The sequence below is a fragment of the Sulfitobacter sp. genome, from assembly GCF_036961165.1.
Taxonomy (GTDB): domain Bacteria; phylum Pseudomonadota; class Alphaproteobacteria; order Rhodobacterales; family Rhodobacteraceae; genus Sulfitobacter.
In genome coordinates this window covers 1-11639 of sequence record NZ_JBALVJ010000089.1, presented here as the reverse complement: position 1 = coordinate 11639, position 11639 = coordinate 1, and the positions used below count along the sequence as shown (strand labels likewise).

The following is an 11639-nucleotide window of genomic DNA, read 5'->3' as shown; positions in this document are numbered from 1 at the left end:
TTGCCATGAAGAATGCAGACCGCCGAGGATCTATGTGGTCGTCCGGGATGGAACACCTAACCACTATGTTTTGACCACGCTACAAGGCGCGCCGCCCTGATGAGAAGGAGCAGGACATAGCGCGGGCCCTCAAATCTTGTCAGCTTTGCGGGCCAAGCCGCAGTTGCGCGTCCGAATGATAGCAGGCAACGCTACGCACATCGGACACTGCCGTTGTGGGCGGGGCTGCGTTAGAACACTGCGGCGAGGCGAGTGGGCAGCGGGGATGGTAATAGCAGCCGGAGGGCGGTGAAAGGGGGGACGGCACTTCGCCCTCGATCGTGTCGAAATGGACCAGCTCATCCGCGTCAAGCACCAGTTTCGGTACACTTCCGAACAGAGCAGCGGTGTAGGGATGCGCCGGTCGGCCAAAGACCTGCGCCACCGGCCCCAGTTCCACGATGCGGCCCAGATACATCACGGCGACGCGGTCACTGACGTGTTGCACAACGGACAGATCGTGGCTGATGAATACACAGGTCAGGTCCAGCTTTTTGGTCAGGGTTAGAAACAGGTTGATGATTTGCGCCTGTATCGAGACATCGAGCGAGGCGACAGGTTCGTCACAGATAAGGACATCGGGCTGCATTGCGAGGGCACGTGCGATGGCGATCCGCTGGCGCTGGCCGCCCGAGAACTGGTGCGGATAGCGGTCGGTCCAGACCGGATCGAGGCCCACACGCTCAAACCACTCGGACACGTATGTTTTGGAGTGCGCGCGCGTGGTCAGGCCATGTGCGATAGGGCCTTCGGCCACCGTTTCGCCTACCTTCATGCGCGGATCAAGGCTGGCAAAGGGGTCCTGGAACACGGTTTGAACACGGATGGTCACCTTTTTGCGGCCCACCATAACCGGTGCGCCATCAATTGTGACGGTGCCGCTGGTGGGGGGCAGGATGCCGGCAATCAGGCGGCCTAGGGTGGATTTGCCACAGCCCGATTCACCCACTAGCCCCAGCGTCTCGCCCTTGCGCACCGACAGGGTCACGGCGGACACGGCCCGGACCGAGCGCGTCTCGACCTTTGCGCCCAGTTTGGCCGCGATTTTCTCGCCAGTGCTGAGCTTTGGGCCAAACAGGCGGCTTGCGTTGTCGATGCTTAGAAAGGCGCTCATACCAATGCTCCTGCGTTGTGTCCGACCGGATGGAAACAGCGCCAGCCTCGCGCGCCCTCCATTGTCAACTGCGGCTTTTCCAGACAGGTCTCTGTCTGCCGGTCACAGCGCGGCGCAAAAGGGCAGCCCGCAGGGAGCGACAACAGCGAGGGCGTGGTACCGCGGATCTGGGTCAGCGGGGTGCCGGGTTTGGCCATCGCGGGCAGCGAGGCAATCAGACCCGCAGTATAGGGATGGCGCGGGTCGCGCAGCAGCGTGGCTGTCGGCCCCTGCTCGACAATCTTGCCCGCATACATCACGGCGAGTTTGGTAGCCAAGCTGGACACAACGGCAAGGTCATGGCTGATCCATATCATCGCGGTGCCCGTCTCTGCTGCCAGTTTGCGCATTTGCAGTAGGATTTGCGCCTGTATCGAGACATCGAGCGCGGTTGTCGGTTCGTCCGCGACCAGAACGGCGGGGCGGTGGAGCAGGGCAATGGCAATGGCCACGCGTTGCCGCATGCCGCCGGAAAATTCATGCGGGTAGGCACGTAGCCGTGCCTCGGCCGAGGGGATGCCAACCTGGGTCAACAACTCGGCACAGCGGGCGGTGGCGGCACCTTTGCCCAGCCGCTCATGCGCGCTGATCGCCATGTGCATCTGCTGTCCGATGGTCAGCAGCGGATTGAGCGTAGCAATCGGATCCTGAAAAATCATCGAGATTTCCCGACCCCGCCGCGAGCGAAGTGCGGCACCCGAAAGGGTGGTTAGCTCCGTCCCGTTCAGCTTGACCGAGCCTTCGACGATGCGGCCCGGAGGATCGACCAGCCCCAGCAGGGAGAAGCCCGTGACCGTCTTGCCCGATCCACTTTCGCCGACCAGTCCCATGATCTCGCCGCGCGCCAGATCAAACGAGACATCATCCACCGCCTTGATCACACCAGCGCGAGTGAAAAAGTGTGTTTTCAGATTTTGAATGCTCAGGACGGGATCGGTCATCGGCGCAGCCTCGGGTTGAACTGGTCGCGCACCTGATCGCCGACAATATTGATCGCCACGATCAGGATGATCAGAGCCACACCGGGATAGACGGAAATCCAGTAGCGTCCGCTCATCATATATGGAAATCCATTGGCAATCAGCATTCCCAGCGATGGCTCGGTTACCGGCAGGCCCAGCCCCAGAAAGCTGAGCGTGGCCTCCAGCGAGATAGAATTGGCGATTTGCACGGTCGCCACGACGATCAGCGGCGGAGTGCAATTGGGCAGCATGTGACGCCACAGCACCAACCGCGCGCTGAGCGGGGTAGCAAGGGCGGCCTCGATATAATCCTTGCCGCGCTCGGCCTTTGCGGCGCCGTAAGCGGTGCGCGCGAAATAGGCATATTGGGCCGCTACCAATGCGCCGATCAGCTGCGCCTTGCCCTGTCCCAGCAGCGCCACGATCACGAGTGCCAGCAGAATCGCGGGAAACGACAGCTGTAGATCAACCAGCCGCATGATCAGCGTCTCGACCCGCCCGCCGACATAGGCCGCAAGGATACCCAGCGTCGTCCCAATGGTGAGGGAGACAAACCCCGCCGCCAGCCCGATCTGGATCGAGATGCGCAGACCGTAGAAGATGGCCGACAACAGATCGCGCCCCTGCGGATCAGTGCCGAGGATATGGGTATAGCCGCCCGTGCCAACAAAACCGGGCGGTCTGCGGCTGTCGCGCAGGGACAGATTGGCCAGATCATAAGGGTTCTGCGGCGAGATCAGCGCCGCGAAAAGCGCCAGCAGTATCATCACCACAACGACGATCAAGGCGAGCACGGCGATCTTGTTCTGGCGGTACTCGGCCCAGAAAAGCGACAGCCGACTTGGGTCTGCGCTCATGCCGAGGCACCGTGGCGCACGCGCGGGTCGATCAGCGCGAACACCAGATCAATCACAAAGTTGATAGTGACAAACAGGAAGGCCACGAGGATCAGATAGGCCACCATCACGGGCCGGTCGAGCACGGCAATGCTGTCGATGATCAGCTTGCCCACGCCGGGCCATGAGAAAATAGTCTCGGTTACCACGGCAAAGGCGAGGGTCGAGCCCAGCTCGAGTCCAAAGACGGTGATGATGGGGATCGAGATGAGCTTGAGAAGATGCCGGCGCAGGATCGTCGCCTCCGACAGACCTGCGGCGCGGGCGAATTTGATCGTATCGGTGAGCATGATTTCGCGGGTGCCTGCGCGCGCGAGACGGATCATCATGGCGAGTTTGAAGAGCGCCAGATTGATTGCGGGCAGTGCGATGTGCGATAGCCCATTGAGGGTGGGAAACGACCATGCGACGCCCCAGATCATCACCGTTTCCCCGCGCCCGCCCGCAGGCAGCCAGCCCAGATGTACGGCGAAGAAGAGGATCAGGATCAGCCCGACCCAGAACGACGGGACCGAAAAGCCAAGCACGGATACAGCCATGATTGTTTTCGATATCCAGCTGTCGGGACGGTAGCCCGCATATATCCCAAGGCCGACGCCCAGCACCGTGGCGGAAATTACAGAAATCAGCACCAGCTCCAGCGTCGCGGGTAACCGCCCGCCGATCAGCTCAAGCACCGGCATGTTGTAGGCAAATGAGCGCCCCAGATCGCCCTGAAGCAGGTTGGCGAGAAACGTGAAATATTGCTCGTAGAGCGGCCGGTCGAGACCCAGCCTGCGGATCGCTTCCAAACGGATTTCCTGTGTGGCGTCGGGCGGGATCACGATGTCGATGGGATTGCCGATGGCATAGACGCCAAAAAACACAATCACCGACATCACGGCCATGACGCCGACAGCCTGGATGAAGCGCTGGATAATGAAGCCGAGCATCTGCTCTCCCTCCCGGAGAATAAGACAGGCCGGGCGGTATGATCACCGCCCGGCCCAAGGTTAGGTTAGTAGATCAGGACGCAGGCGTGATGAAGAACGCCAGCGTGTCCTCGTCAAAGCGTGGCTCGAACGTGAGAGTTCCTGCTTTGGTGCCCCAAACGGTCTGAAGCTGTACCATCGGGATATAGGCCTTGTCCGCCATCACCTTTGCCATTGCCTCCTCGTAGGCGGCGCGACGTGCGGCCTCGTCCATCATTGTCGCACCCGTTTGCAGCAGCATGTCGACCTCGTCGTTTTTGTATTCGATGCGGTTGAATGCGCCCAGCTTCACGTCGGGGTTGTTGGAGTGCGCAAGGCTGCCCAGCGTATAGGATGCCTCACCCGTCAGGGTGCCCCAGCCGTTCATGAACATCGAATATTCCAGTCGCGCCTGTGCGGGGAAATAGACGGTTTTCGAGATGGCGTTCACGTTTGTCGTGATCCCTGCCTGCGTGAGCATCTGGCCCAGACCCTGACAGATCGCCCCGTCGCCCGGCAAACGATCGCTGGTGCAATAAAGGTCCACCTGAAAGCCGTCAGGATAGCCCGCATCGGCCAGTAGTTCGCGGGCTTTTGCCGGGTCGTATTCCGGCATCGGGATATCGACGTTCGAGCCGAAGAAATCGACCGGCATCATCTGGTTGGCGGGTTTACCCAGACCCTCGAGAACGATCTCGACCATGGTTTCGCGGTCGATGGCGTAATCGATCGCCTGACGGACCTTGAGATCACGGAACGGGTTTTCGGCCAGTTTGGAGCCGTCGTTGGCCCGCACCAGCGGCGTGTCCTTGCGCTGGTCAAGTTGCAGGTTCATGATATAGACGCTGTCGCCGATGACCGCGTCAATTTCCGTATCCCGCTGAAGCGCAAGATAGTCGACAGACGAGACATAGTTGATCACATCTACCTGACCGGCCTTGAGGGCGGCCAGTCGCGAGCTGTCGTTGGGGATCTCCTTGCGGATCACCTGCTCCCATGCGCCCATGCCGCGCCAGTAGTCATCGAACCGATTAAGCACCAGATCGCCGTTCGGCTCCCAGCTGACGTATTTATAGGGGCCCGTACCGATGGCCGCCGCACCTGAGTTAAAGCCTTCTGCGGCTGTCTCAGGCGTGGAATAGTCGGCCGCCGCATCGGACGAGACGATGAACAGGCGAATGAAGTCATTGGGCAGGGTTGCCGCCTGACCGTCGGTGTTGATGTGCACGGTATAGGGGTCGATGATATCCACACTCGCAACACGGCGCACATAAATCGCTGTTGTCGTTGGGCCGGTCACGACCGGAATACGCTCGATCGAGAATTTGACATCCTCGGCGCCGAAATCGGAGCCGTCGTGGAATTTCACGCCTTCGCGCAGCTTGAACTCCCAAGTGTCGTCGTCGATCGCGGTCCAGCTGGTCGCGAGGCCCGGCTCGATCTGTAGATCGGTGCCAGACCAGACCAGTGTGTCGAAAATATGCTTGGCCGCTTCGGCATGAGAGCCAAGGGCGGAGAAGTGCGGATCCATTGATTCAGGTCCGCCGCGCACCCCCATCGTCAGCGTCTGGGCCGATGCGGCACCCGCCGCCGTCAGACCCAGCGCGAACGCCAGAGGGGCAAGGAATTTCTGGTAGTACATGACTTTCCCTTCCTGTTGTAGCAGGGCAAAAGGCCCCGTCCTGTTGGTACGTTTCTATTATTTAGTGTCCCATTTGGAACTTGCTTTCTCACGATGTGCATGAATAATGTCTTAGTCAAGTTCATTTTGGAACTCGTTTGGTTTTCACAAGGTAGAGCAGCGATATGGCAGGTCCGCAGACGGCATATGGTCAGGATTTCAGCAAACAAGAGCCCGGAGACAGCGCCGACATGCTGGAGGCAAAGCTGTGGACGAATCCGTGCCCCTTTACCTTCCGGATCAATTATCTGGCACTCCTGTACAACACGCCGCTGTACAGTTGGATACAGGATACCTACGGGCTCAAGCGACCTGAATATGTAGTGCTGTACTCGCTGGCGCTGGCCGACGGGGGTAGTGCGCGGGATGTGTCGGACACCTCCGGTTTTCCGAAAAATACCCTCAGTCGCGCGATCAAGCGGCTTGAACTGATGGGCCTGATCGAGGCGCGGGGAAAAGCGCCGGGCGGCAGGCGGGCGCAGGCGCTGTTTTTGTCGGAAAAGGGCTGGGACGTGGTCAACGCGACGCGCCCGATCTTCGCGGCGCAGGAACAGCGGATGCTGAAAACACTCACAGAAGGAGAGCGGCAGATGTTGTTTGAGCTGATGTCGAAAGTGGTGCGCGATGCCCAAGATTGGGCGGGCGATCTGCCAGAGTTGGCCCGTACCAGAGACGTGGATGAAGAGAAAGGAACGCCGCAATGACCGTTGCGAATATGAACTGGCGCGATGTCGAGGCAGCAGCGGCCCGCGATCCGCGTTGCATCCTGCCCATCGGCTCTACCGAGCAGCACGCGCAACTGTCGCTTTGCGTCGATATGATTCTTGCCGAAAAAGTCGCGACCGATGCGGCGGCGCCTTTGGGCATACCCGTCTTTCCCGTGATGCCTTACGGCCTTGCGCCCTATTTCAACGAATTCCCCGGTACGATCTGTCTGCGGGTCGAGACCTTGATGGCGGTGATCCGCGACATCATCGCGTCGCTCCGGCGCGCGGGGTTCAGGAAGATCCTGATCGTGAACGGCCACGGGGGCAACAACCCCGTGGGTGCCTTGGCCCAGGAGCTGATGGCTGAATATGGTGACATCTCGATCAAGTTTCACAACTGGTGGAACGCGCCAGAGACATGGGCGAAGATCCAGTCAATTGATCCTACAGGGTCGCATGCCAACTGGATGGAGAATTTTCCCTGGACGCGTCTGGCCCATGCGCCCGCGCCTGAAGGCGAAAAGCCGACCGTGGATATGGCCCTGATGAAAGCCTGTCCGCCGACACAGGTGCGCGAAATGCTCAAAGATGGGTCGTTCGGCGGGCCATGGCAGCGGCCCGACGCCGAAATGCAGGCGGTCTGGGACACTGGAGTAGCCGAGACACGCGCCGCCCTTGAAGGGCCTTGGGCGGATCTAAGCCATGGATGACCCCCTCCTGATCTGGGGGGCGGGGGCCATTGGTGGCATCCTTGGTGCCTACCTTGCCCGTGCGGGCGTGCCGGTTTTGATGGTCGATATCGTGGAGGAGCATGCAAGCGCCTGCTCCTCCACGGGCCTGATAATCAAAGGCCCGGTCGAGGAATTCAGGCAGGTGGTCCCCTGTGTCACGCCGGACCAACTCACCGGGACCTATTCGCGCATTATCCTTGCCGTGAAAGCACAGGCAACCGAAGGCGCACTGGCGCAGCTGCTGCCGCATCTGGCGGCAGAGGGTTATGTCCTGTCTGCACAAAACGGTCTGAACGAGCATGTGATCGCTCAGCATGTGGGCGCCGCACGCACCATTGGCGCCTTCGTGAATTACGGGGCCGACTGGACCGGACCGGGCCGCATCCTGTTTGGCAACCGCGGTGCCGTGGTCGTGGGCGAGATTGACGGAGCCATCCGCCCGCGCACGCGCGAGCTGCACAAGCTGTTGCAGATATTCGAGCCCGAGGCGGTGCTGACCGATGATATCTGGGCCTATCTCTGGGGCAAACTGGGATATGGTGCGATGCTGTTTGCCACCGCCCTCAGCATGGACAGCATGACCGTGAATTTCGCGGACCCTGCGCGCGGGCCTGCCCTGATGGGTCTGGCGTGCGAGGTGATGCGCACTGCGGTGGCCGAAGGGGTTGGTCCCAAACCCTTCAATGGGTTCGAGCCTGCCGCCTTCATGCCCGGAGCAAGCGACGCCGCCGCGCGTAAAAGCCTTGCCGATCTGGCGGAGTTCAATTCCAAGACCTCCAAGACCCATACCGGCATCTACCGTGATCTGGCTGTGCGCAAACGCAAGACCGAGGTAGACCCGCAGGTCGGCACAGTGGCACAAATCGCGGCGGGCCACGGCATCGACACGCCCCTGTTGCGCCGTCTGGTCGAGCTGATCCACGACATCGAGGAAGGCCGCCGCGAGATGTCGCCCGACACCTTCCATGAGCTGACAAAGGTGCTGACATGACCGCGCGCACCGCAGTGGTGACCGGCGTTGTGGGCGGCATCGGAGCAGCCATTGCAACGCGGTTGGCCAAAGACGGCGCGCAGGTGATCGTGACTGATCTGCCTGGCGAGGCGCTGGAGGAGGCCGCCGCGCGGTTGGGTCTGCCCGCCATCGGCGCCGATCTGGTCGACCCTGCTCCGGTCAAGGAAATGCGCGACCGGATCGTGGCCAATCACGGCGCGCCGGACATTCTGGTCAATGCCGCCGGCGGCGTGCGCAATCAGGTCGGTACCCCGTTGGAGGATGTCGATCCCGCCGCGTGGCACAGCATTTTCGCAATCAACGTCGACGCCACGCTTTATCTGGCCCAAGCACTGGTGCCCGCGATGAAGGCGGCGGGCTGGGGCCGGATCGTCACCATTAGCTCTGGCGCGGGGCTGCGCCCCAGTCTGACAGGCATCCACGCTTATACGGCCGCCAAACATGCGCTGGTGGGCCTCACCAAACAGCTCAGCCTTGAGCTGGGCCAACATGGCATCACCGTCAATTCCATCGCCCCTGGCTTTGTGCTGTCCAATCCTGCGACGCAGCGGCAGTGGGAGGCTTACGGGGCAGAGGGCCAAGCCCAACTGATCAGCCGCATCCACACCCGCAGGCTGGGCACCCCTGACGACATCGCCGCCGCTGTCGCTTTCCTCATCGGGCCGGAGGCTGGCTGGATCAGCGGCCAGATCCTGAGCGTGGATGGCGGGATCACCTGAAAGGACATGCCATGACCGACCCCGTACTGACCTATGCCCACGCGCATGAGCCGCAGCTGATCACGGATCTCAAGACGCTGGTGTCCTATCCTTCCGTTGGTGCCGATCCCGCGATGGCGCAGGGCATGGAGGACGCGCGGCAATTTATCGAAGCACGGATTAAGGCGATGGGGTTTGCCAATGCGCAACGCCTCACACCACCAGACGGGAGCGGGCAGGCCGCCCTCTATGCCGACCGGTTGGACGCGCCAGGCAAGCCCACGATACTGGTTTATGCCCATTATGATGTGCAGCCCGCCGACCCGCTGGACAAATGGCACAGCCCCCCCTTCGAGGCGGTGGAGCGCGACGGCAAGCTATTCGGACGCGGTATATCGGATGACAAGGCCCCGATGATGATCGCGCTCGATACGTTGGCGGCCTTTATCGCGGTCGAGGGGCGATTGCTGGTCAACGTCAAACTGCTGATTGAAGGGGAGGAGGAGACTGGCTCCCCCTCGCTGCCCAGCATACTGAAGACGCACCGCGGGCTGCTGGCAGCGGATGCGGTGCTCTCAGCGGACGGGGCGCGCTGGCGGCCCGATCTGGTGGCACTGAACGTCGGCTCGCGCGGCAATACCGGCTTTGAAATGCGGGTGCAGACAGCCGCACAAGACCTGCATTCGGGGCGCTATGGCGGTATCGTGGCCAATCCACTGCATGTAATGTCGGGTCTGATTGCGGGCCTGCATGATGCGCAGGGGCGGATCACAGCCGCCGGGTTCTACGACGGTGTGGCGGAGCCGACGGTGGAGGAGCGCGCCGAGATCACCGCGATCCCTTACGATGAGGCGACAGCCTTTGACGCGATCAAGGCGCATCCCAGAGGCGAGGCGGGGTATTCCACGCTGGAGCGGCTCTGGATGCGGCCCACGTTGGACGTCAACGGGATGTGGGGCGGCTATATCGGGGCGGGGTCCAAAACCGTAATCCCAAACGAGGCATTCGCAAAACTGACCATGCGCCTTGTGCCCGGTCAGGACCCCCAGCGCGCCAAACAGGCAGTGATTGATCACTTGCACGCACATCTGCCGCCCTTTGCCACGCTGGAGATTTACGCGGACCGTGGGCAGGGGGGTGCCTATGCCGTGCCGCCGGATCATCCGCTGCTGAGTGCCGCCGTGGCCGCACTTGAGCAGACCTCTGGTCAGGTTCCGCTCAAGGTGCGCATCGGCGCGTCCCTGCCGCTGACCGAGATCGTGCACCGCATTCTGGGCATCGACACGGTCATGTTTTCTTTTGCCCTAGCGGATGAGAATTTCCACGCCCCGAACGAGTTTTTCCGCCTGTCATCCATAACTGACGGGTTGGCCGCGTGGGTCCAGATCATCCGGCAGATTGCACGTATATCGCCCGACGCCTTTGCGCCTTACCGCCGCGGGTGACGACAGCGGCGGACATCAACAACCCTTACGGCGCTGTCCTTCTGATCGCCGCCGCCTGCGTGTTTACCGCCGATGTTACGGTGTTGCGGTATCTCAGCCCGGAGGTGCCCTTCGCCCTCATTATCTTTGCCCGCTCGCTGAGCCAGCTTGTCATCGTCGCCCTGTGGATCGCGGTGCAAAACCCAGTGCTCTACCGATCGGCGCGCTGGGCAAGGCTCGTGTTGCGCGGGGTGACCAGCCTTGTGTGCTGGTGGCTCTATTACGCCAGCTTCCAGACGCTTGAGCTGGGCCTTGCCTCTACCCTTACGTTTACCTCATCGCTGTTTGTGGTTGCGATGGCGCCTTTTGTCCTTGGCGAACGTATCGATGCAAAGCGAGCGGTTACCACGATCGTAGGCTTTGCCGGAGTTCTGATCGCCAGCGGCGTGAGCGGGTTCACGGTCGAGGCAGGGGTGCTGCTGGGCCTCGGCTCTGCCTTTGCCGCAGCCCTTTTGATCTTTCAAAACAGGGTTCTGGCTCGGTCCGAGCATACAGCGACGATTATGTTCTGGATCGGCCTGGTCGCCACATTCGGCACCCTGCCCGGTGCGGTGACGGGGTGGACCACCCTCACGCTGCACGATGCGCTGTTGCTGCTGGTGGCGGGCACGTTGGGGACGGTCGGCATGCTTTTCACCGTCGAGGCCTACCGCTTTGGCGAGGTATCCGCGCTGGCCACTTTTCCTTATGTCCGCATCCTGTTTGCGCTGGCGGTGGGGTATTTCCTATTCGATGAGATCGCGTCATGGCGCGAAATCCTCGGCGTTGTCGTAATTGTGGTCTGCGGCTTTGCTGCCCATGAATACCAGCGCGGACCCAAGCGGTTCGGCAGGAAATCGCTGTAAATTCAGCACGAACCGACACTCGCAGGTTGTCGAAATTCCAATACCGTTGCTGCATAAAGCAGTGCGTATTTCTGGGTCTGTTGCATTAATCTTCAGATGAGCGGATATTTGAAAGTATCTGAGCTTTTGGAGGTTCGTCATGCAACGCAATCCGTTCAAGCACCATCGGTTTCCGCCAGATATCATTTTTTTTGTGCGGTTCGTTGATATTGCCGCTACGCTCTATCGTGTCGAGACGTGCGAGATCTGTTAGCAGAGCATGGAATTGAAGTTGATGCCTCCACAATCCACAGATGGGTGCGCAAGTTTGGCCCCGAGATCGCGAAACGTTCGTTCAAACACCGATCATGGCATGGCCTGAACCGGCATGTGGATGAGGCCTATTAGGCTGCTGCCGGTTTCGTGGACACCGAGATAAGGTGTTTATGAGTGAAGTGGTCCTGCTTTTTAGGACAGTTTTGCGGCTTGGCTAAGATGCATC

At 60.8% G+C, this 11639-nt stretch carries 12 protein-coding genes; 7 read left to right on the top strand and 5 right to left on the bottom strand.

The features are described from left to right. Positions 1-139 precede the first annotated feature (139 nt). The 5 genes from V7730_RS20100 to V7730_RS20080 all read right to left on the bottom strand — a co-directional run bounded on the left by V7730_RS20100 (position 140) and on the right by V7730_RS20080 (position 5642). Positions 140-1153, bottom strand: a complete 1014-nt coding sequence (locus tag V7730_RS20100; protein WP_335749357.1) for an ABC transporter ATP-binding protein — start codon at positions 1151-1153, stop codon at positions 140-142. Beyond that, positions 1150-2133: an ABC transporter ATP-binding protein gene (locus V7730_RS20095; RefSeq protein ID WP_335749356.1), complete on the bottom strand. Its 984-nt coding sequence runs from the start codon at positions 2131-2133 to the stop codon at positions 1150-1152. Before V7730_RS20095 ends, V7730_RS20100 begins: the two co-directional genes overlap by 4 nt. After that, the gene (locus V7730_RS20090) at positions 2130-3011 is read right to left on the bottom strand and encodes an ABC transporter permease (protein WP_335749355.1); all 882 of its coding nucleotides are present in this window, start codon (positions 3009-3011) and stop codon (positions 2130-2132) included. Before V7730_RS20090 ends, V7730_RS20095 begins: the two co-directional genes overlap by 4 nt. After that, positions 3008-3982, bottom strand: a complete 975-nt coding sequence (locus V7730_RS20085; protein WP_335749354.1) for an ABC transporter permease — start codon at positions 3980-3982, stop codon at positions 3008-3010. The genes V7730_RS20090 and V7730_RS20085 overlap by 4 nt, the downstream gene beginning before the upstream one ends. A 73-nt stretch (positions 3983-4055) precedes the next feature. Then, positions 4056-5642: an ABC transporter substrate-binding protein gene (locus V7730_RS20080; protein ID WP_335749353.1), complete on the bottom strand. Its 1587-nt coding sequence runs from the start codon at positions 5640-5642 to the stop codon at positions 4056-4058. Between the two features lie 164 nt (positions 5643-5806). Between V7730_RS20080 and V7730_RS20075 the strand changes: the two genes are divergently transcribed. From V7730_RS20075 to V7730_RS20045, 7 genes are all read left to right on the top strand, one after another. After that, entirely contained in the window at positions 5807-6385 is a 579-nt protein-coding gene (locus V7730_RS20075) for a MarR family winged helix-turn-helix transcriptional regulator (RefSeq protein WP_335749352.1), read from the top strand. Beyond that, on the top strand, positions 6382-7098 hold the full coding sequence (locus V7730_RS20070; RefSeq protein WP_335749351.1) for a creatininase family protein: 717 nt from the start codon (positions 6382-6384) through the stop codon (positions 7096-7098). The genes V7730_RS20075 and V7730_RS20070 overlap by 4 nt, the downstream gene beginning before the upstream one ends. Further along, a complete protein-coding gene (locus V7730_RS20065) occupies positions 7091-8110 on the top strand; it encodes a ketopantoate reductase family protein (RefSeq protein ID WP_335749350.1) in 1020 nt (339 codons plus the stop codon). Before V7730_RS20070 ends, V7730_RS20065 begins: the two co-directional genes overlap by 8 nt. Then, the gene (locus V7730_RS20060) at positions 8107-8850 is read left to right on the top strand and encodes an SDR family NAD(P)-dependent oxidoreductase (protein WP_335749349.1); all 744 of its coding nucleotides are present in this window, start codon (positions 8107-8109) and stop codon (positions 8848-8850) included. Before V7730_RS20065 ends, V7730_RS20060 begins: the two co-directional genes overlap by 4 nt. Before the next feature lie 11 nt (positions 8851-8861). Beyond that, entirely contained in the window at positions 8862-10274 is a 1413-nt protein-coding gene (locus V7730_RS20055) for a M20/M25/M40 family metallo-hydrolase (RefSeq protein WP_335749348.1), read from the top strand. Continuing rightward, entirely contained in the window at positions 10271-11158 is an 888-nt protein-coding gene (locus V7730_RS20050; RefSeq protein WP_335749347.1) for a DMT family transporter, read from the top strand. The genes V7730_RS20055 and V7730_RS20050 overlap by 4 nt, the downstream gene beginning before the upstream one ends. A gap of 237 nt (positions 11159-11395) precedes the next feature. Then, positions 11396-11545, top strand: coding sequence for a hypothetical protein (locus V7730_RS20045; protein ID WP_335749346.1), 150 nt, complete (start codon positions 11396-11398; stop codon positions 11543-11545). The last annotated feature ends 94 nt before the right edge of the window (positions 11546-11639 follow it).

Excerpts from the sequence above, each read along its gene's own strand:
- V7730_RS20095 (WP_335749356.1), bottom strand. The coding sequence starts at position 2,133 with ATGACCGATCCCGTCCTGAGCATTCAAAATCTGAAAACACACTTTTTC.
- V7730_RS20075 (WP_335749352.1), top strand. The coding sequence starts at position 5,807 with ATGGCAGGTCCGCAGACGGCATATGGTCAGGATTTCAGCAAACAAGAG.
- V7730_RS20065 (WP_335749350.1), top strand. The coding sequence starts at position 7,091 with ATGGATGACCCCCTCCTGATCTGGGGGGCGGGGGCCATTGGTGGCATC.
- V7730_RS20100 (WP_335749357.1), bottom strand. The coding sequence starts at position 1,153 with ATGAGCGCCTTTCTAAGCATCGACAACGCAAGCCGCCTGTTTGGCCCA.
- V7730_RS20090 (WP_335749355.1), bottom strand. The coding sequence starts at position 3,011 with ATGAGCGCAGACCCAAGTCGGCTGTCGCTTTTCTGGGCCGAGTACCGC.
- V7730_RS20085 (WP_335749354.1), bottom strand. The coding sequence starts at position 3,982 with ATGCTCGGCTTCATTATCCAGCGCTTCATCCAGGCTGTCGGCGTCATG.
- V7730_RS20060 (WP_335749349.1), top strand. The coding sequence starts at position 8,107 with ATGACCGCGCGCACCGCAGTGGTGACCGGCGTTGTGGGCGGCATCGGA.
- V7730_RS20080 (WP_335749353.1), bottom strand. The coding sequence starts at position 5,642 with ATGTACTACCAGAAATTCCTTGCCCCTCTGGCGTTCGCGCTGGGTCTG.
- V7730_RS20070 (WP_335749351.1), top strand. The coding sequence starts at position 6,382 with ATGACCGTTGCGAATATGAACTGGCGCGATGTCGAGGCAGCAGCGGCC.
- V7730_RS20055 (WP_335749348.1), top strand. The coding sequence starts at position 8,862 with ATGACCGACCCCGTACTGACCTATGCCCACGCGCATGAGCCGCAGCTG.